The organism is Actinopolyspora sabaoui (assembly GCF_051225635.1).
In the GTDB taxonomy this organism is placed as follows: domain Bacteria; phylum Actinomycetota; class Actinomycetes; order Mycobacteriales; family Pseudonocardiaceae; genus Actinopolyspora.
In genome coordinates this window covers 14,959-38,352 of the sequence record NZ_JBMIHH010000008.1, presented here as the reverse complement: position 1 = coordinate 38,352, position 23,394 = coordinate 14,959, and the positions used below count along the sequence as shown (strand labels likewise).

General features: G+C 66.2%; 1 protein-coding gene. It reads right to left on the bottom strand.

The genetic code is table 11. The annotated features are described in order from the left end of the window. Nucleotides 1–2 precede the first annotated feature (2 nt). Entirely contained in the window at nucleotides 3–23,240 is a 23,238-nt protein-coding gene (locus tag ACOQFL_RS16065; protein WP_435544989.1) for an SDR family NAD(P)-dependent oxidoreductase, read from the bottom strand. Nucleotides 23,241–23,394 lie beyond the last annotated feature (154 nt).

Sequence of the window (23,394 nt, the reverse complement as noted above, 5' to 3'; positions counted from 1 at the left end):
GGTCAGCGCCCCCCGTCGTAGGTGTTCCGGCCGTTGCCGTTCTCGGCGGACAGCCGAATGTGCTCGGCGGCGGCTTCGATGCTCAGAGAGCCGCTGAGAAAGTTATCCAGTATGTCGTCGATCGGCGACTCCGCGCTCTCGGCCGCTCCGTCCGGGGCGCCGGTTCCGGAGCCGACCGGCTGCTCCACGATCCAGTACCGCTCGCGTGCGAAGGGGTACGTCGGCAGGGGAACAATCCGCGGCGATCTCCCGGAATACATACGACGCCAGTCCACCTCGAAGCCGTTCACCCACAGGTCGAGCACCTTCGCGTACTTGCCTTCGGCGAGCCACTTCCCGGTGACCGCGCTCATGTCCTCGTCGGCGATGAGTGCGGACACCCCGCGGTCGGTGCGCCCGGCCCGGCCTCTGTGTAGGCCCCGGCCACTCCCGGGAGGTTCGAGGAACGTCCGCAGACGCTCGGTCAACTCGGCGTACGAGTTGACGACGGTGCCCAGGCGCTCGGTCATGGCTTCGCGTCCGATCTGCAAGGTGTACGCGATATCGGCCAGTGCCACTTCCTCCCGCTCACCCGCAGAAAGCCACCGCAGCAGGTTGCTCGCCTGTTCGGTGAGCCGTTGCTCATCCTTGGCGGACAGGACGACGACGACCGGCCCGGCACTGCTCACGGTCCGTTGTCCGTGCACGTACTCTTCGATCATCACGTGTGCGTTGGCACCGCCCGCGCCGAAGGACGAGACCCCAGCCCGGCGCGGCACCTCGCGAACGACACCGTCCATGGGGACGACAGGCCGCTGCCACGGCGCCAGCTCCCGTTGAAGGGCGAACGGAGTGGAGCCAAAGTGGATGTTCGGATTCGGTTCCTCGGCGTGCAGGCTGGGGACGAGTTGACCGTGTCGCAGCTGCAACAGCGTCTTGAACACACCCGCGATTCCGGCGGCCGCTTCGGCGTGGCCGATGTTGCTCTTGACCGAGCCGATCGCGCAGAACTGCACGTCCTGGGTGTCCTGGGAGAACGCCCTGTTCAGGCCGTTGATCTCGATCGGATCACCGAGCGCGGTGCCGGTGCCGTGGGCTTCGATGTAGCTGATCGTCCGGGCATCGACACCGGCCCGATCGAACGCCGAACGGATGACCCTGCCCTGAGCGACCGGGTTCGGCACGGTGTAACCGTTGGTGGTCCCGCCGTGGTTGATGCTCGTGCCGCGGATGACGGCATGAATGTGGTCACCGTCGCGCTCAGCATCGTCGAGGCGCTTGAGGACGAGCGCGCCGACCCCCTCGCCGGGGACGAACCCGTTGGCTGCGGCGCCGAAGCTGCGGCATCGGTCCCCGTCGGCGAGCATCTCCAGGTTGCACAGGTTGATGTAGCTCGACGGGTGCAGATAGAGATTCACGCCACCGGCCACTGCCATCTCGGAGTCACCGTGCAGCAGGTGCTCGCACGCTTCGTGCAGCGCGGTCAGGGAAGAGGAGCACATCGTGTCGACTGGCATGCTCGGGCCGTTCAAGTTCAGTTTGAACGACACGCGGTTGGCCGACGACCCGAAGGAAGTGTACGGGTAGGTGGTGTCACCCCTGCTCCACCGTTCCGGACCGTACAAGTTGTGCCCGGCCCGGGTGATGCCGGCGAAGACTCCGACTCTGCCGTGGTGCTGCTCCTCGATGCGGGCCCGCGGATAACCCGCGTCCTCGAATGCTCGCCACGTCTCCTGCAGGAACAGCCGCTCCTGCGGGTCGATCTGGAGGGCCTCATTCGGCGTCATCTCGAAGAACAGCGGGTCGAAATCGGCGAATCCTTCGAGGAAGCTGCCCCACTTGCTGTAACTCTTGCCTTCCGCGGCGGCCTTCTCCTTGTCGGGCTCGTAGAAGGATTCGAGGGGCCACCGGTCCGCGGGGATCTCTGTCGCGGTGTTTCGGCCCGCGCACAGGTTCTCCCAGAAAGCGTCCAGGGTCTCGGCCTGCGGGAAGCGCCCGCTCATTCCGATGATCGCGATTCCCCGGGATGCCGGTTCCGATGCCGGGGGCGGCGGACTCGGCGTGAGCACGGCCGCCTCCTCATCGACCACCGGCGCTGCCGGTGCGGCGGCTGGCGCGAGGCCGAGAGCGCGTGCCACTGTTTCGCCGCGCTCGGTGACGAAATACTCGGTGAGCGCCTCGATCGTGCGGTACTCGAAGAACAGTGTGCTGCTGCACTCCCCCAGGTCCTTCTCGAGGCTGTTCAGCAGTTGCATGACTAGAATGGAGTCGATGCCGTAGGTGGACAGCGGCTCGCGCGCATCGATCGAATCGACCGGAATCCGCAGCGTCCGTCCGATGAGGTCCGACAGGTAGGCACGCACGGCCGCTGCGAACACCGCCTCGTCCACCCTGGTGTGTGTGGGCTCTGCGGACTGTGTCGCCGGAGACGTCGGCTGCGGCGCGGTATCGGGCTCGTCCGCCGCTTCGGCCTCGCGGCCCGACCGGCCGTCACGAACCTGGCGTATCAGGCCGTCGCTGCAGCCGACCACGACTTGCTGGCCGAGCGCATGCGCGTCGCGCGCGACGAACTCGACGTCCTCGAAGCCCTCCCATTCGAGGACGGACTTCCACGTGTCCGGCTGCAGACCGGGGCCGCCGGTGTCGCGAATCTCGGGGTCGGCGTAGAGCCACCAGCCGTCCAACAGTCCGAACGTCAGCATGCCGAACACCGAGTAGCCGTTGATCTCGTTGACGAGCAGGGCCCCGCCGGGTTTCAGCAACGCTTTGCTGTTGCGCAGCGACGTACGGATGTCCTCGGTGGCGTGCAGCACGTTGGTGGCTATGACCAGGTCGTACCCGCCTTCGCCGAACCCCTGCTCAGCGACCGGCTGACCGGCGTCGAAGACCTCGCAACGCAGGTAGGGGTGTTCCGCACCGAATTCGCGCTCGCCGTGGGTGAGGAAAGCCTTGGACACGTCGGTATAGCAGTATTCGCCGACGTGCTGCCGGTAGGGCTGGATCCGGTGCAGGACCGTGGCGGTGGTGCCTCCTGTTCCGGCACCGACTTCCAGAACGCGCACCTCGGCGGCGGGGTCCTGGGCCAGGGCGCGCTCGATCAGGGCAACGACACAGTCACCGACGACGTCGTTGAAGTAGTCGGCGATCATATTGGACTTGTAGATGCCGTCGACCAGGTTCAACGAGGAGTCGGGGAAGATCACATCGACGGCGGGGGTGCTGCCAGTGAGGATGTCGGTCAAGGCGGGCAGCGTCTTGTCGACAAGCTCGACCGATGCCCGCAACTCACGATCGGCGAGCCATTCGCGCTTGCTGCGCTCCCATTCGGCCGAGACAGCGTCGGCATCGAGGGGCTCGGCTGCTGGACCACGGTAGCCGGTGCCGGTCTCCATGATCCAGCCTTCCCGGGCGAAGAGCCTCAGGGTCTCCGACAGCCAGCGGTCGTACTTGTCCATGATCCCGTTGGCGAGCCGGAGCGACTCGGCGTCGAAGACACCGTCGCCGATCCAGCCGCGGCCGTGCAGGGTGCACCACAACAGCCGGGTGAGCAGCGCATCGAGGGTGAGTAGCTTGGACTTGGCCTGCGTTTGCACGCTCTGCAACGATTCGCCGCGCGACGGCAGCAGCGAGACGAGCGGTTCGCTGCCGCGCCGCGGCGTTCCCAGCGCACGGACCGACTCCCGATCGGTGTAGGCATCGAATCGTTCCGGCTTGCTGGTGTTCAGGTAGACCATCTGATCGAGCGGGGCGGCCAGCAGTCGCTCGACCGCGTCCATCGCCCGCCCGGGGTCGATATCGCCGAGTCCTTCCTGCTCGTAGATGCGCTCACGGACGTGCTCGGGCACTTCCAGGCCACTGCCGACGGCGCCCCAGTAGCCCCAGTTGACCACCTTGACCGCGCACCTGCGTTCCCCGGACAACCGCAGGGCAAGAGCATCCTGGAAAGCGTTGCCGGCCACGTAACTGCAGTACCCCATGGACGGGCTGACCGACGCGATCGAGGAGAAGATCAGCATGAAGTCCAGCTCGTCGGTGTCGAAGACCTCCGCCATACCGATACCCGCGTCGATCTTGGCACGCAGTCCCTGCCGGAACTGCTGCTCGGTGGTGTTGGACAGACTCTGGTCCACCAGCCCGAATGCGGAGTGGACCACGCCGTGAACGACACCGAAGTGCTGTCTGATCTGGGCGTACGCGGTCAGCAGCGAGTCCGGATCAGCGGCGTCCGCCTGGACATACCACGGCGCGTGGCCCAATCCGGCCAATCGGTCGATCTCCGTCTGGACAGCATTCCGCTCCCTGCGGCCGATCCAGACGATCCGGGCTCCGTAGTTCCGGATCAGGTGCTCGCTGAAGAGCCGCCCGATACCGCCCGCGCCGCCGACAACGACGTAGACACCGCCCTCTCGGTACGGTGAGCGGCTCGCTTCGGGCAGATCGACCGGGGACAGCCCCCGGCGGAACCACTGACCATTGTGCAAAGCCCGCACGCTCTGGGCTGGGGCCGCGAGCAAGGTCCGTACCGGAAGCTGATCCGTTACGCCGAGGTCGAAGGATTTGACGTTCCAGTTGGGCAGTTCCTTCGCCATCACCTCGGCCAGGCCCAGCACACCAGCGTCGGCGGGTAACACCGGCTCGCCGCCGAGCACGGACTGGGTCTGCCGGGTCACCACGGTCCAAGCCAGGTCCGCTCCGCCGTGGCCCGAGGCGAACAGCGCCTTGATCAGCCGGAAGAACGCGAGCACACCGACGTTGATGCGCTGCACCCCGCCAGCGGCGGAGTCGGGCGAGATCCACACGACGTGCCGCAACGTTCCCACCCGTCGCAGCTGCTCGACCAGAGTCTCGGCACCCAACGCACCTGGATCCGCGAGGAAGTGCGCGTCGGGGCGTTCGGCCGCGAGGGCGGCCCGATCCGCGGCGTCGCCCCCCATGACCACGAGATCACCATCGGGAATTCGACCCGCTCCGGGGGCCTCTTCCCTGATCCACAGTGGCGCCAGAGCCTGGTGGTGGGCCTCCCGAGAGCTGCTCGACGTGGACAGGTGTTCCGCGCGCGGAGGTGTGCCCTGCTCGGGTAACCAGTGACGTTGCCGCTGAAACGGATACACGGGCAGCGGGACACGCCGGTAGGTTCCCGCCTCGAACAATCGCGCATACTCGAGTTCGTAGCCCTGGAGATAGAGGTCACGCACTGCTTCGAGGTGTTCCCGGCGGATCGCCCCGGCGGCTCCCTCGGCGCACTGCCGCAGGCAGTGCTCGCCGAACTGTTTCGACGCCGGTTGCGGACTTGTCGTGATCTCTGTGAGATCGGCGAACCGAACGTGCTCCGCATGTCCATCGACGAGCCACCGGTCCAGCGCCGTCACCAGTTCGGCCGTATCGCCGACGACGCACGCCAGCCGGACAGGGCAGTGCCGCCTGCCGAGCAACAAGGTCATGCTGATGTCGCCGAGAGCGGTATCCGGGTGTCTGCGCAGCTGCTCCGCCAGGCGTTGCGCCTGGTTACGCACCTGCTCGCGGGAGAAAGCGGACAGCGTCACGAGATGGTCCGCAGCGGTCGAAACCGCCTGACGCGGTCGATCGGGGGCCTGCTCGAGCACCACATGGGCGTTGGTGCCGCTGAATCCGAAAGAGCTCAACGCCGCAAGCCGCGGACGGCCCGGCTCGCTTGCCCACGGGCGGTGCTCGGTATTGACGTAGAACGGGCTGCCCTCGAACTCGATGTGGGTGTTGCCCTGCTCGAAGTGCAGCGAACGCGGAAGTTCCCGGTGACGCAGGGCCAGCAGAACCTTGATCAGTCCCGCCATTCCGGAGGCCGGTGCCGCGTGCCCGATATTGGTCTTGATCGACCCCAGGGCACAGTATCCCCGTTCGTCGGTGTGGTGCCGGAATGCTCGGGTCAGTGCCTGGAACTCGATGGGGTCACCGAGCCGGGTACCCGTGCCGTGGGCCTCGACCAGATCAATTCCGGCGGGGTCGATCCCGAACGTGTCGTAGACCTCGCGTTCGAGCCGTTCCTGGGCCTTGGCGCTCGGCGCGGTGATGCCGTTGGAGGTGCCGTCCTGATTGATCCCCGAGCCGCGCACCACACCGTGGATATGGTCGCCGTCGCTGAGAGCGTCGCGCAGCGGTTTGAGCACGACGACGCCGACCCCCTCGCCCGGTACGAAGCCGTCGGCACGCTCGTCGAAGGTGTGACACTGCCCGGTTTCCGACAACATCCCGGCTTTGTGGGCGTCCAGGTAGTAACCGGGTGTGCACTGCACCGAAACCCCGCCGGCCAAGGCCATGCCGACCTCGCCGGCGCGTAGCGCCTGGCACGCGGTGTGCAGGGCAACGAGGGAGCCGGAGCACGCGGTGTCGACGGCGAGGGCGGGACCTTGCAGGTCCAGCGCGTAGGAGACGCGGGCCGGGATGATCGCCTCGGCGTTGCCCCACATGGCCTGGGCAGGTGTGTCCTGTCCGGATCCGGTCAGGTAATCGCTGACCTGGGTACCGATGTAGACGCCGCACGGCCGGCCACGGATGGCCTCCCCAGCGTACCCGGCATCCTCAAGGGCCTTCCAGGACTCCTCCAGCACCATGCGCTGCTGGGGGTCCATGTACGCGGCTTCCAGGCCCGAGATCTGGAAGAACGCCGGGTCGAACCGGTCGATGCCGTCCATCAACGCGGCGTACCTCGGGTAGGAAGCACCGGGGGGGACGAATGCGGAGAGGTCCCAACGCGAGATCTCACCGACCAGGCTGCGACCGTCGACCAAGTGCTGCCACAGTTGGTCGACGTCCTCGGCTGTACCGAATCTCCCGCTCATACCGACGATCGCGATCGGTTCGGGGCCGTCGGCAGAATCATCCGGCTGCGGCGCGACGGTCGCTGCGGTCGTGACCGCAGCGGTGAACCCGGTGTCCGAGGTCTGCGACGCGGCGTTCACCCCGACAACGGTCTCGTGCGCGGCCGGCGGAGCCGTCGCTTGCACGACATCCGGGCCCGACGTGCCGCTGGGAGCACCCACATCAGCCAACGCCCGCGCCTGCTCCGGGAAGGTTTCGGCCACATAGGCCGCCAAGCGCCGCACCGAGCCGTGATCGAACAGGTCTGTCGGGACCAGTACCCCGCCCAGGCGACCATTGAGCTGCCCGATCAGTTCGACGCCGAGGATCGAGTCCACGCCGTAGTCGGAGAACGCATCCTCTTCGGAGATCTCGCGGCGGTCCAGCTCCAACAGCTTCTCCACCTGCGCGAGGATCACGCGCTCCACCCACTCGTGCGGGTCGCCTGCGCTCTCCGCCGCGGGCGCTGCCACCGACTCGGGCGCTCTCGCCGGTTCACCGGCTTGTGCCACGACAATCTGGTGCCCGGCGTCGTGGACCGGCTCGGCGGGGAAGGAGACCGCAGTGAAGCCCTGTTCTTCCAGCACCCTGCGCCAGGTGCCGGGAGCCAGTCCCGGACAACCCTGGATCCTCAATTCGGGATCCTCGTACAGCCACCACCCGTCGAGCAGCCCGAAGGTCAGGTGCAGGAACAGGGTGCCGGCCGCCAGCTCGTTGAGCACGAGTGCGCCGTCTCCGGCCAACAGCGCCCCGACATTGCGCACAGCCATCCGGACATCCCGCGTGGCGTGCAGGACGTTGGTGGCAACGACGATGTCGTAGTCACCGGCACGCAAGCCTTGCGCGGCGGGGTCCTGCTCGACGTCGAACAGCTCGAACCGGATATACCGGTAGTCGTCGCCGAACTCCTGCCGTCCGTTGCGCAAGAAGTATTGCGAGACGTCGGTGTAGCAGTATTCCACCACGTTGTCGCGGTACGGGGCCAACAGCCGCAGCACCTGCTCGCTGGTGCCGCCGCAGCCGGCACCGACCTCGAGGATCCGGACCCGGTGGTCGGGGTCGCGGCCGAGCAGGTCCCCGACACGGTTCGTCACCAGCTCCGCCACGACTTCGTTCAGCGCCGTCGCACTGTCACAGTCACGATACAGCCCCCGTACCAGGGCCATCGACGAGTCGGGGAAGATGACATCGGTCGCGGGACGACGTCCCGTGAGGATGTCGGGAAGCGCGCGGATCACCGGGTCCAGCAAGTTGACATAGGGATTGGTGCCACCGCTCTGCCGACACACTTCCTCCCAGCGCTGCCACGCGGCGGTGTCGGCCCGTCCATGGCCCGTCGGGATGTAACGCTCGGAGCCGGACGCCAGGTACCCGTGCTCGGTGAGGGTTCGCAGGCTGGTTTCCAGCCAGCGATCGTAGCCATCGCCCGGTTTCAGTACCGCCCCGAGATCGTCGGCCGTCACGCCCTCCTCGCTCATCCCCAGCGTCCGCAGTTGTACCAACAGCAGTTCGCAGAGCAAGGCGTCGTCGAATCCCCGGGCGCTTCCGCTGTCGTCAAGCACACGCTGTAGCTGCCGACCGTGCACACTGTCCGGCGCGGGCTCGGCCACCTCCACTGTTCGCTGTGCGGCCGTGGTCTTCTCGACGACGAGCTGGTGGTACGGCCCGGAAAGCAGCAGATCCAGCGCCGCCATGCCCTCGGCCGGCTCGATGGAACCGATGCCGCTATGCGCCATCCTCCGGTGATAGCCGTCCGTGGCGACGACTCCGACGCTGCCCCAGTAACTCCAGTTCACCACCTTCACACTGGTGGAGCGGGTCTGCTGCCACAGCAGCGCGAAGGCATCCGTGAACACGCAGCCGCACACGTAGTTGCTCTGTCCCGCGGACCGCTGAAACGAGTTGGCCGAGGAGAAGAAGAGCACGAAATCCAGCGGTTCGGCGGCGAATTCCCGCGCCATGTGCACGCTGATATCCAGCTTCGCACGCACTGCCGCCCGGAAACGCTCCTCGGACATCCCGGCCACACTCTGGTCGAGCAGCGCGAGGGCGGAGTGCACGACACCGTGGATCTGCGGGAACCGCGTCTTGATCCGCGCGACCGCAGCGGCTAACGCCTGCCCGTCGGTGGCGTCGGCCTGCAGATACCACGGCGCTGGCCCCAGCAGAGCCAACTCGTGGATCTTGGCACGGATGGCCTCGTCCTCGTCGCGGCGGCCGATCCAGACCACCTGCGCCCCGTAGTGACGCACCACGTGCTCCGTCCAGACAGCTCCCAGACCGCCTGCGCCCCCGATGACCACATACACGCGGTTACGCTGGTACGGCACTTCCTCACCGGCGTTATCGAGCGTTACGTGGGTGAGAGTCTGCCGGTACCAGCGCCCGCCGCGGTGCGCACAGCTGAAGCCGGAGGAGTCCACCGGCAGACGCAGCGCTTCCTCGACGACATCGTCGCGTAGCTCCGCCACGTCGGCGAGGCGTACCTGCCACCGCACATTCTCCTTGGCCAGTGATCCCAGTAGTCCGTGCACACCGGTGTGGGTGGGATCGATTCGGTCGCCATCGACAACGAACTGGCTGCCAACGGTCAGGGCCGTCCATTCCAGCGGATGTTTTTCGTAGCCGAGGGCGAGCAGCGCCTTGGCCAGACGGAAGCAGGCGTAGACTCCCCGCTCTTGCCGGGAAATCAGCTCCTCGCTGTCCGGTGCTACTGGTGTGGGGCTCCACGCGAGCCATACGATACTGCCGTAGGATCTGCGGGCCAGCCGTGCCCGCAGACCGTCGACGGTCTCGTCGGGCCGCAGCAACAGTACGTCGACGTTCTCGCGGTCGGTGAGCACGTCGGCCAGCACCTCCGGATCGTCTCCGACCAAGAGGGTCCAGCTCTCCGAGAGGTTCCCTTCCCCGGCACGACCGGACGGTAACCGTATCTCCTCCCAGTCCGGTGCCAGCATCGTCAATCGCCCGTCGTCAACGGACCGCTCGGACATCGGCTCGACCTCGGGCGCGGCGCGCAGCGGTCGGGTGCTGAATGCTCTGATTCGCACGCGAATTTCGCCCTGCGCGTCGCAGAAGTCGACGTCGAACCGCTCGCCGCTGCGCTCGGTGCGGTGCAGCCAGGCATACATCACCGGCTCACACGGCCCGAGGATCTCGACCGCACCGACGGCATAAGGAAGACGCAGGCCCTCGTTTCCTTCCCCGAGTCCGAGGGATGCCTGCAGCGCGGCGTCCAGCAGCCCGGGATGCAGCAGTGCACTGCCCGGTGCGGGCTCCGGCAGGTCCGGCAGTGCGAGTTCGGCGAGCACCTGCGCCTCGCCCACGAACAGCCGCACCAGTCCTTGGAACGAAGGTCCGTACGCTATCCCTTGACGTCGGTAGGCGAGGTACGCCTCCTCTCCGGCGATCTCGTACAGGCCGCACTCGGCCCGGAGCCCCGCCAGATCGAGCCGCTCGGTTACCGGTGCCGCACCGGCCTCGATCCGGCCCTGGCTGTACACGACCTCACGACCGTCTGCCCGCGACTCCAGGACCCGGTAACCAGCGGTTCCGTCGAATGCCACCTCCAGGTCCAGCGGACCGTCGCCGACCTTGACCGGCCGTCGCCACACCACATCCCGGATCGTGACCGCAGCCGGCTGATCCTGTTCCCCGTCCGAAGGAGCAGCAAACTCCGCAGCAGAGGCACCGCGCTGCGACTCGGAGTTCGCGATCTCGTGGGCAGCGCGAACCAGCTCCAGATGGGCGACCCCCGGCAGGACCTTCTCCCCCGCCACGACGTGGTCACGCAGAAAGTATTCCGTCCCGGTCAGTGTCACGCCGAATCGCGGTGCCATCGAATCGGTCGGGACAGGCCGCAGTGCCGAACCGCCGGAGACGGTCTGGAGCGCCACGCTCGCCGCGGACCGCGAGGTGCGTTGCTGCCACAGCCGCCTCTTGGCGAAGGGGTAGCCCGGAAGTGCCACCGGCACGGTACGCGATGCGCCGAACAGCAGCCGCCAGCTCAAATCGTATCCCTGGCAGTACGTCTTGGCCGCGCCACACAACGCGTCCCGGTACGCAGCGGCGTCGTGACGCAGCCCGGACGCCGCCTCCAGCAGCTGGTCACCCGCCTGCCGAACTTCACCGAGGGGAACGAAACTCTTGGGGACATGTCCTGTGAAGATCTCGGGGCCCGACTCGTCCCTCGCCCACCGCCGCAGCAGATCGACCGCTTCGGCGGTGTCTGCGGCCACGACCGCACAGCGGTACGGGAAATGGGACCGTCTGCCGAGCAGTGTCGCACCGACCGCACGCAGATCGTGCGGATGCGTGGCGTCCTCCAAGAAATCGATCAGGTCGGCAACACGCTGCCGCAGTGACTCCTCCGACTTGGCCGACACGGCCAGCAGATGTGCCGACGCCGCCCCGGAATCGTCGGGGTCCCGCACCGGATGACTCTCCACGACCATGTGCGCGTTGGTGCCACTCATACCGAACGAGCTGAGCGCGGCGGTCCTTGTGCGTCCGGTCACTTCGGGCCACGGCCGGTTCACCGTGTTCACGAAGAACGGGCCGTCTTTCCAGTCGATGTAGTCGTTTTCCCGCTCATAGTGCAGGGACGTGGGGATCGTCTCGTGACGCATCGCCTGCAGGACCGCGATGAGGCTCACGAGTCCGGAAGCTGCCAGCGTGTGCCCGACGTTCGGCTTGACCGACGTCAGGGCGCAGTACTGCCGCTTGCCAGTAGCTTCCCGGAAGACGTCTTTGAGCGCGTTGACCTCGACGGGATCGCCGAGACGAGTACCAGTGCCGTGGGCGACCATGTACTCGATGTCCGCCGGGTCGATGCCGTACCGACGGTAGGTGTCGCGGAGCAGCTCGACCTGCGCTTCGCCGTTCGGTGCGGTGATGCCGTTCGATCGACCGTCGTAGTTGATGCCGCTGCCACGGATCACGCCGTAGATCCGGTCGCCATCGGCGACCGCCGCCGACAACCGTTTCAATGCGACCACGGCAACGGCCTCGCCGAGCACCATACCGTTGGCGCGTTTGTCGAAGGCGTAGGTGACGCCGTCCTCGGACAGCATGCCGGCCTGCTGGGTGTGGGTCAGCACCCGCGGTGTCGTGATCAGACTGACCCCCGCGGCGAGGGCGACCTCGCACTCGCCGTTGCGGATGCTCGCACCCGCTTGATGGGCGGCGACGAGCCCCGAGGAGCAGGCGGTATTGACGGCCATCACCGGTCCGTTCAAACCCAGAAAATACGACAGCCGCGCGGCGAGGATGCCATCGTGGTTAGCGGTTACGGTCCCGGCCCCGGGGTCGAGATCTTCGTAGTCACCCTGCTCGACACCGGCGAACATGCCGATTCTGTGAGTGGCCTCTGGCGTCCATCCCGCGTCCTCGAGCGCACGCCATGACTCCTGCAGCAGCAGCCGCTGACGCGGGTCCATAGTCCGCGCTTCCTTGGGGGAGATCTCGAAGAACAGGGGGTCGAACTCGTCCGGACCGGACAGCTGCCCGACGCGGAAGGCCGCGAACGGGCTGTCGTGTGGTTCGTCCCAGAGGTCGAGGCGCTCACGAGCGACCCCGCTGACGACATCGCGGCCTTCCTCGAGAACCGACCACAGCTGATCGGGATCGTCGGCGCCTGGGAACCGTCCACTCATTCCGATGATCGCGACGGCCTCGCCGTTGTCCGTCGAAGTCTCCTGCGGCCGAACCGAATCCTCTGCGGACGGTTCGGAGGCGACAGCATTCGGCTCGGGAGCGGCAGCCGGTTCGGAAGCGGCAGCGCTGCCACCGTAGAGAGCGGCGAGCCGGTCTGCGTGCTCGGTGGCGAAATACCTCTTCAACTTCGCCAACGTGGAATGGCTGAAGAACAGCGCAGGCGTGATTGCGACCCCGAAATGCTTGCCCAGCTGAGCGGCCAGTTCGGCCAGGCTCACCGAGTCGAAGCCGTAGTCGGCGAGGTTGTCGTCATCGTGGAGTCGGTCGGGCGACAGATTGACCGTGCGGCCGACGACCTGCCGCAAGTCCTTCTCCAGGCATTCCTCGATGTCGGGAGCGGAACCCGCCAGCACGCCTACGTCGACGGACACGGCGGGCCGGGGCGCGGCGGTACTCGTGATCGACCGGGCAGGGGTGTCGTCCGGCGGTGTCTGCCCCAGGAACTGGGACACCCGGCTCGGCTTGCCGACCACGATCAGATAACCAGTGTTTCGCTGGGACAGCAAACGCTCGAACAGCGCGAGGCCGTCCGTGGTCTCCAGGAAGTCCTGGCCGCTGGACCGCAGCAGCATCGTGGTGGTGTCGTCGTCGAAGCCCATACCGCCTTCGCGCCACAGCGGCCAGTTGATGACCACGGTCCGGCCGAACGACCGGCCGCTGTCCACCTGGGCAGCACGGTGCCTGGCGTAGGCCATCTGGAAACGGTTGCCGACCGCGTAATCACAGCTACCGAAATCACCGATGACAGCGGCGACGGAGGAGAAGTAACAGACGAAGTCCAGGGGCTCACCAACCAGCGCCTCGTCCAGTGCGAGCGTGCCCCTGATCTTGGGGGCCAGAACGCTGTCGAAGGAGTGCAGGTCCTTCTGCAGGATGCTGTCCTCGCTCTGAACACCGGCGGCATGGACGACACCGTGCACGGCTCCCCAACGCTGGCGCGCCTGCTCCAGCACTCTCTTCATGTCGTGTGGATCGGCGACGTCGGCCTGCGAGTACGACACGCGCGGTCCGAGTTCGCGCAACGCCTCCCGCCGGGACTCGTCCAACGGGGAGCGCCCGGTGAGGACCAGGTTCGCCGCGAAGTGCTCGGTGAGATGCCGGGCGACGATCAAACCCAGCCCCCCGCATCCACCGGTAATCAGATAGGTACCGCCGTGCCGCAGGACACTTGGACGGTCTTCGGCCGGTACGGCCTCCCGGACCCGGGTAACGAAGCGTTGCCCGTCACGATAGAGCGCACTGACCGGCTCGTCCTGGTGCAACTCGGCGAACAACCGCTCGATCCAGGTGGCGACGTCCGCCGGTCGGTGCGGATCGGCCCCGTCCTGAAGCACTGCGACGACGGACGAGTTCGGCATCACCAGGCCCACCGAGCGCTCGAAGCCCAGGTTCGCCTCGATCAACGCGCGCTCCACGCCGTCGTGGTACTGGCCTGCGATCACGAGACGCGCTGCGTCGATCCCGGATTCGGCGATGGCCTGGATGGTCAGGACGACGTCGCTGAAATCGCCGCTCACCGCACCGGATTCCAGTGCCTCCAGACTCACGATGGCGTCGATTCCGGCCTGCCCCGCCGCGATGTCCCGGAAGGTCTCCCGGATGTCGGCGGCTTCGCCCCGGCGGATCTGGTAGGAGTCCGAAGACAACCTGCGACAGGTTTCCCCGTAGCCGACGAAGAGTGCGCGAACGGTTGGGTCGAGGGCCCGTACGGCCCGTGCGACCTCGTCCTGACGGCCGGCTCCAGTGCACAGGAAAACGACGCTGCGCACCTCACCCATCGGGACCGAGTCCAGCTCGGCGGGCTCCCAGTCCTCCACGAAGGCCAGGGGCCGAGCTCGCTCTTCGGCGGCTGGCTGCGATGCCGGACCGGCCGGAACAGCCACCGGATCGGGCTGTGCGATCGCCCCCGCAGGAGGTGTTTCCAGCCAGTGACGCTCCTGTGCGAACGGGTAGGTCGGCAGCGAGATGCGGCGGGGCACGGTGTCCCGAGCGACGGATGCCCAGTCCAGCGCCAAGCCCTTGACCCAGACCTCGGCCAGCTTCTCGTAGCGGGCCTCCCGAAGCCAGCCCTGCACCACCTCCCCCATCTGAGCATCGGCTTCGAGCAGAGCAACGGTTTCCGCGTGCTGCCGCACGTTGCCGCGAACGACATTGTCCGCCGCCGATTGGTCGTCGAGGAACGCCCGCAGTTTCTGACGCAGGGCATCGTGCCCGTCCACGACCAGGGCGAGACGCTCCTCCATGGCCTCACGGCCGACCTGGAGGGTATAGGCGACATCGACCAGGTCGGCGTCACGACCGGACTCCGCCAGCCACGCGAGCAGCGCCTCGGCCTGCTCCCGCAACCGCTCGCTGTCCTTCGCCGACAGCACGATCAGTTGCGGACGCGGATCCCGATCCGGCTGTTCGGGCCGATCCCGCTCGGGCAAGTACTCCTCGATGATGACGTGCGCGATCGCGCCGTGGGCACCGAAGGAGGAGACACCAGCGATCCGGGGCAACGTCTGTGCCCCGCCGTCGGTCGTTCGAACCCGGCGCTCCCACGGCTCCAGCTTCTGCTGTACATAGAACGGTGAGTTCGGGAAGTCGATATAGGGGTTCAGCTGTTCAGAGTGCAAGGAGGGCACGAGCGTTCCCTCCCGCATCTGCAACAGGACCTTGGTAACGGCGACAACACCGGCGGCGCCCTCGAGATGGCCGATGTTCGACTTCACCGAGCCGATGGGGCAGAACTGTTTCTTGCCGGTGTGTTCCCGGAACGCGCGGGTCAGGCCGGTGATCTCGATGGGATCACCGAGCGAGGTGCCCGTGCCGTGGCCCTCGACGTAGCTGACATCCTCGGCCGAGATTCCGGCATCCTCCAGGGCCGCCGTGACCATGTCCGCCTGTGCCAGCGGATTGGGCACGGTCATACCGTTGGTCTTGCCGCCGTGCATAGTGGCCACGCCGCGGATGACGCCGTAGATGTGGTCCCCGTCCTCGATCGCGCTGTCGAGTGACTTGAGCAGTACACAACCGACGCCCTCGCCTGGCACGTAACCGGTGCCGCCGTCGCCAAAGGAGCGGCATCGTCCGTCCTTGGCGAAGAAGTTCATCTGGCTGAGCGAGACGTATTTGTTGGGATGCAGCGACAGGTTGGCTCCGCCGGCGAACGCAAGGGAGGAGGATCCGCTTCTGATGTTCTCGACCGCCATGGCGATGGCGTACAGCGACGAGGAGCATGCGGTGTCGACAGTCAGGCTCTGCCCATGCAGGTTGAAGAAATACGACACGGCGTTGGCGGCGGCCGCGCGGTCGGACAGGACGACATCGCGGCCGCTGAGGAGCTGGTACTCGTTCCACATCATGCCCAGGTACACACTGACGTCGCGAGACTTGCCGGGCGTCAACGTCTGCCGCGTGTACCCGGCATCCTCCATGGCCTCCCAAGTGGCCTGGAGGAACAGCCTGGTCTGAGGATCGGTCACGGCAGCCTGGTTCGGGGACATGTTGAAGAACAACGCGTCGAAGTTTTCGGCTCCGTCGATGAAGCCGCCCCATTTGCTGTCGGTCTTGCCGGGCGCTTTCTCGGGGGCGTAGTACGCGTCCTTGTCCCAGCGATGCGGCGGGATCTCCTCGATGCAGTCCTCCCCGCGCTCCAGCACCTTCCAGAGCTCGTTGAGATTCCACGCTCTCGGGTACCGGCCGCTGATACCGATGATGGCCACGTCACGGGAGCGATCTGCGGTCCCATGATCCGCCCGCGCCGCCGATGGCTTGGTCATGGCAGATGCCGCGTGGGTTCGGGACGCCGTGAAACCGCCTCGCGCAGCGGGTCGATCATCCGCAGGTACGGTGGTGGTCGACTGCGGCGATTCTGCTGCAGCGGTAGGCCGCAGATCCAGCAACTCGGCCAGCCGTGCCGCCTGGTGCTCGGTGAAGTACCCCGCCAGTTCCTGAATCGTCCGATACTCGAAGAACAACGTCCCCGGGATCGCTTCGAAATCCTTCCCCAGGGTACGCATCAGTTCCATGATCTGAACCGACTCGATGCCGTAGTCCCCCAGCTCCGCGGCGGTGTCGATACGACTCTGCGGAATACCGAAGACCTGCGACAACCGGTCTTTCAGATAATCGACCGTCCGATCGAACAAGTCATCCGCGCCACTCGTGGACACCGACGGCAGCGCATTCGCGACGGCCACGGGCTCACCGGTGGAGATCTGTTCCGGTTTCGCCGCCACCTGAGCGTGTTCGCCCCCGGCGACGCGGAGCACCTTCTCGATCTTCGGGCGCTCCCCCTTGGTCACCATCACCTGGGTCTCACCGGAGGCGAGGATCCGCAGCAGGGCTTCGATACCTTCCTCGGTACGCAAGCCACGCAGGCCCGAGTAGTCGTAATAGAGAGCCTTCGCCGCACCGTCCTCGGCGAGTTCACCGAGCATGCCCCCGTCATCCCAGTACGGCCAGTTGATCGAGAGGCTCCGGCCGTGCCGCAGCCCCTCCTCTCGAAGCCCCTCCCGATGTTGGACATACCCGTCGAGAAACCGGTTGGCGGCCGCGTAGCTGCCCTGCCCGAAGTCGCCGACGTACGCGGCGATGGACGAGAACGCGACGAAAAAGTCGAGCGAGTCCACGACGGTCAGTTCATCGAGGTGCACGGTTCCACGCAGTTTCGGCGCGAGCACCGCTGCGAGGCCAGCACGGTCCACGTCCAGCACTGGAGTGCCACTGATCAGGCCCGCACCGTGGAAGACCCCGTCCAGAGTCCCGAATCGCTCACGTGCCGCAGCGAGCGCCGCGCTCACCTGGCCGGAATCGGCGACATCGCAGGTAAGGTAGAGGACCTCGGCTCCGGCCTCCTCCAAGGCGGCGATCTTCTCTCGGACGGTGTCGTCCGAGGCCCGGCGGCCGAGCAACACGAGCCGGGCCCGGCACTGCCGGGCGAGGTAGGTGCCCAGGATCGTCCCCAGGGCTCCGACCCCGCCGCTGATGAGGTAGACGCCCCCCTCTTTCAGGGGCAGCTCGGAGCCGACGTGGCGCGCTTCCGGGGACCACGGCCGGAGCAACCGTTCCGAACGAACACCGTCCGCGCGGCGGATCTCCCGCCCGGCCCGCATATCGCCCTCGGCCACGCACAGTTCCTGCAGCACGCTGTCGACTACGGTGCCGGTGTCGCCTGCACCGGCGACATGGAGGCTGTTCATCCGGAACAGGTGATTCACCTGCGGTATGGCCCTGGCAAAACCGGCGAGGGCTTCACCCGCCGCCCGATGCGGCCCCGGCTCGTCGGACAGTACCGACAGATGCAGGATCGCGGCACCGGTCCGATGCACGGCTCGGAACAGATGCAGTGCGCTTTCCAGTTCGATCGTGAGGTCAGGGTCGTCCGACGTCAACGACCACAGGTTGACGATCGCGTGCGGCAACCCCACACGTTCGTCCAAGACTTCCAGCAGTCGGTCGAAATCGTCCGGGTCGCGGCGGTCCACACCGAACAGATCCGGTGCGATCTCCTCGAACCGGGCCGCCGACCTCACCCGCACGACAGAACCCGAGTAGTCGGCCCGCAACCGCTCCGAACGGGCGTCGTCCTCGTCGAGGACGAGCAGGACTCGCCCGGCATCGAGAGGTTTCACGTCCTCGGCGAGTGCCACATCGGTTTCGCTCCAGCGCGGAACGTAGTACAGCAGCTGCTCGCTCTTGCCTGGTGCGACCTCCTTGAACACCAGACCGGTGAGCCTCACGCACTCGGTCCCATCGTCATCACAGATAGCGAGATCGACACTGATCTCGCCGTCCCGCCCGATCCGGTGAATGGTGCCGTGGCAATACGACCGGCGCGGAATCGGCGCGAACACCATCAGCTCTTCGAGACTGAACGGAATCCGCAGGACGCCGTCCTGATATCCGATACCCCGCAGCGTATTGACCGCGGCATCGAACAGCGACGGGTGCAGGGTGAAGCGGGAGTAATCGTCCTCCAAGCTCTCGTCGAGAACGAGCCGAGCCAGCGCCTCGGTCTCACCGCAGTACAGCGTCTCGATGGCCTGGAACGTCGGACCGTACCCGAACCCCACTTCCCGAAAGTTCACGAAGATCTCCGGGTTCTCCCGACGGCCGGTGCACCGGGCCTTGATCGCGGGAATGTCGATGCCACCCGGCACTCGCGTGGGCTGATCGGGAGTACAGATGGCCCGGCCCTGGGAGAAGACGGTTCGTTGCCCGTCCAACTCGTCGTGGATCACGTACTCGAGCGAATCCTGCTCGAGCAGGGACAGTTCGATACTTATGGTTCGGGAGCCGTCATCGGCCAGGACGACGGGGTGTCCCCAGATGATGTCGCGCAGAGTGACGGTGTCCGAGCCGGTGGACATGCGGGCCGCGGTGTACGCCATCTCCAAGTGGGCAACGCCCGGGAGCAGGATCTTGCCGTCGACGACGTGATCACGCAGGAAGAATTCGTCGGTCGACAGATGCTTGCTGAAACGTAGTGACTGGAATGTCGAATCATTCCTGTCCAGCAGCGGGTGCAACGCAGCGGTCGCCGGGGACGGCGCGGGCTCGGGGCCCGACCGATCAGCGCCGGTCCAGTACTCTTCGCGGGCGAAGGGGTAGCCGGGCAGCGACACGCACGGCAACGGCCGGTCACCGAACAAACTTTCCCAGTTCAGTTCGTAGCCTTGGCAGTACAGGTCGGCCAGGGCGAGCACCGCGTCCTGGTATCGGGTCTCGTCGCCGGTCGCGCGAGTGCGTCCGATCAGTTCGTTGCCGTACTCGGTGAGGGCGGTTTGCGGACGGAAATCCCTGCTCGGCCCTCCCCGGAACACCTGGGGAACCTTCTTGCCGTCGAGAATCCGCTGCAGTAAGAGCTCGGCTTCCTCGACGGTGGCCGCCACCAACGCGCACCTGTACGCGAAATGGTGCCGCCCCGAGAGCAAGGTGCTGCTGACCCGCCCGAGGTCCACCTCCTCCGCCTCACCGGCGCGCAGAAACGCGAGCAGGTCCGCCACCCGCTCGCGCAACGCCTCGTCCGTCTTCGCCGACAGCGCCAGCAGATATGAGGGGCGCGAAGCGACCGGATACGCTGGTGAACCGGCGTCGAATCCCTCGACGACGACGTGCGCATTGGTTCCGCTGATGCCGAAGGAGCTGACCGCGCCCGATCGGTTGCGCCCCGGCACCTCGGGCCACGGCCGGGTCTCCTTGTTGACGTAGAACGGGCTGTGCTGCCAGTCGATGTATTCGCTGTCCTGCTCGCAGTGCAGACTCGCGGGCATTATGCGATGGCGCAGGCCCTGCACGAGAGCGATCAGGCTGACGACCCCGGACGCGGCCAGAGTGTGCCCAATGTTCGTCTTGACCGAAGTCAGCGCACAGTACTGGTTCTTGTCGGTATGCCGGCCGAACGCCTCGGCGAGCGCGTTAACCTCGATGGGATCGCCCAAGCGGGTACCCGTACCGTGTGCTACCACGTGCTCGATGTCGGCGGGGTCCACGCCGAACCGCCCATACACGGAGTCCAGCAGAGCGGTCTGAGCGGACTGACTGGGTGCGGTGATGCCGTTGGTTCGACCGTCGTGGTTGATACCGCTGGCCTTGATGAGGGCATGAACTCGGTCACCGTCGGCGAGGGCCGCCTCCAGCGGCTTCAGCACGACGGCGGCGACCGCTTCGGCCATCACCATCCCATTTGCGCGCTTGTCGAAGGCATAGCAGGTCCCGTCGGCCGACAGCATCCCGGCTCGGGTGGAGTGCTCGTAGAACTGGGAACCGGCGAGAACATTGACCCCCGCGGCGACCGCGGTATCACACTCACCACTGCGCAAGCTCAGACACGCCTGGTGCACGGCTGCCAGACCCGCCGAGCAGGCGGTGTTGATGGTCAGCACCGGGCCGGAGAAGTTGAGGAAATAGGCGAGGCGAGCGGCCAGAATGCCGTCGTGGCCGGACGTCAGCGTCGCCGCGTCCTCGGCCAGGCACTGATAGTCGCCCTGCTCGGCTCCGACGAACATGCCGATGGTGCTGTCCCGTAAGTGCTTCGCCCCGTAGCCGGCGTCCTCCAGCGCCTGCCACGCCTCCTGCAGCAACAACCGCTGCCGCGGGTCCATCGACTCGGCTTCCTTGGGTGGGATCTCGAAGAACAGCGGATCGAATTCCGCTACGCCCGGCACCCATCCACCTCTGATGCCGTCGCCCGCGGTGCGCCATCCACGCAGCCGGTGCTCCGGGATCGGCTCCACCGCATCGCGTCCCTCGACCAGCAGCTGCCAGAAATCATCAACTGTGCGGGCCTGCGGGAAACGTCCGCTCATACCAATGACGGCGATCGGGTTGGAACCGTCATCAGCGCCTTCGGAGACCGATGGCCGCGGCCCAACAGTGGTTTCCACAACCGCGGTGGTTTCCGTCGTCGCAACGGACTCCGTAACCGCAGTGGACTCCGCAGGAACCTCGGACACCGGTGACGAGACCGGTACCGCCGTATCCGCGGCGTCGGCCTCGTCGGCGACCGCGTAAACCCGCACCACGGCACCGGTGTGCTCCTGGAGCAGGTAGTCCCTGAGCATCTCCAGCGTGAAATGCTCGTAGAACAACGACGGTGTTACATCGATGCCGAAGTACTCGCTCAACCGCCCAGCGAGCCGGGTGTTGCCGACCGAGTCGAATCCCAGGTCGGACAGCCGATCCGTCGGAGGGATCTCGTCGGCGTCGAGCTTCAGCACGTCGCCCGCGAGACTCCGCAGATCCGCTTCCAGACTCCGCTGGACTCCAGCTCCTATCAAGTCCCGATGACGTGGGTCCACGGTCGTCTCCGATACCGGTTCTTCATGCTCGACTGCGAGCGTTGGGTGTTCGATCTCGGCAGACCCCGGCAGCTCGTCCGTGACGTTCGGCGTGAACCAGAAACGACGCCGTTCGAACGCATAAGTAGGCAAACGCAGCCGCCGTGTCCCGACCGACTCGAACAGTTCGGTCCAGGAAGGCTCGTCGCCCTCGACGAATGTCCTGGCCAGCTCCACCAGCCATTGCCGGTGTTCCGCGGCCGGCAGATCCATGGCGGTGTCGAAATCGTTTTCGTGTTCGCAGCGCGCCGTTTCATCCCGTTCCCGGTCGGCCACGGGCGCCTGGAAGCGGCCCTCGGCTTCTCCGGTCTCCAGCAGCGCTGTCAGCTGTGCCACGAGCTCGTCACGATCGCGCACGACCAGCGCAGTCCGGCAATCGAAGTGCTCGCGCCCGAGGAGCAACGTGGCGCTGAGGTCAGCGAGGCTGACACCGGCTTCCTCGTCGGTGAGCCATTCCCGCAGATCTCGGATCCGTCGTTGCAGGGCCTTCGCGGTTTTGGCGGACAAACAAACGAGGTAGGCCACCCGACTCTCCGGTACGGCCGCGACAGCAGGCGGCGCCTCTTCGATCACCACGTGCGCGTTGGTGCCACCGATACCGAACGAGCTGACGCCCGCGCGTCGGGGCAGCGGCTCGCCTCTCTCCGAGTGCAGTGGTTCCCACTCACGGAGAGAATCCACGATGTTGAACGGAGTGCCTGTCAGATCGATGCGCGGGTTCAGGTCCTGGAAGTCCGGCAGTCCGGGCAACTGCTTGTGCTTCATTGCCAGCAGGACCTTGATCACGCCCGCGATACCGGCTGCGGCTTCCAGGTGGCCGATGTTGGGCTTGACCGACCCCAGCCCGCACACATTGTACTGCCACGGGTCGGCGTCCACGGCCCGCGCTGCGCGGAAACCTTCGACCAGCCCCTCGAATTCGACCGGATCGCCGGTCGGCGTGCCCGTGCCGTGGGCCTCCACGTAGCCGATGGTGTCCGGAGAGATTCCGGCCCGGGCGATCGCATCCGACACCACCTTGGCCTGGGCCTGGGGGCTGGGATAAGTCAGCGTGCGGGTCCGGCCACTGTGGTTCACGGCGCTGCCCGTGATGACGCCGTAGACACTGTCACCGTCTCGAATGGCATCCGCGATCGGCTTCAGCACGACGACGCCAGCACCCTCACCTCGAACGTAGCCGTCCGCCCGCTCGTCGAACGGGCGGCAGGAACCGGTGGGCGACAGCATCCCCGTCTTGGAGAACGAGACGTGGCGCGCGGGCGTCAGAACGAGGTTGATCCCACCGGCGAGGGCGAGGCCGCACTCACCCTGCTGAAGGGACTGGACTGCCAGGTGTAGCGCATGCAGCGACGCCGATGAAGCCGTATCCACGACCACGCTCGGCCCACGAAAGTCGAAGAAATGAGACACCCGGTTCGCGATGACCGCCCCCGCCGTTCCTGTCGAGTGATGCGCGGGCACCTCGCACAGCTGCTGTTCCTGAAGTTCCTTGTAGTCCAGGCCGAACGAGCCGAAAAACACCCCGACGTCGGTACCCGACAGAGCGGAAGGCTGAATCGCGGCATCCTCCAGGCAGGACCAGGTCAGCTCCAACATGATCCGCTGCTGAGGGTCGACGCTCTCGGCTTCCAGCGGCGAGAGCCGGAAGAACGATGCGTCGAAGGCATCGACATCGTCGATCAGACCGGCCCACGTGCCGGTGAATGTGCCCGCTGCGTACTCGTCGAACGTATCCGAGAACTGGGACATCCGCTTCTCCCAGCGATCCCCAGTTACCTCACCTGTATGTGACCGGCCCGTTGCGAGATTGCCCCAAAAACGATGGTGGTCGTCCGCTCCCGGAAACCGACACGAAACTCCGACTACAGCAATGGCGCTCTGATGCATGAAAACGGAATATTCTGCGTATAGTGCGTCGCTGTCCCTAATTCCGCGTCGTAGTTACCAAATGTTTCATCGATAAAATGGGACAACTTCCCGCCAGCACGTCAACCATTGTTCAACACTCTCATTCCGGGCCCGTACGCCCACGAACAAGCCA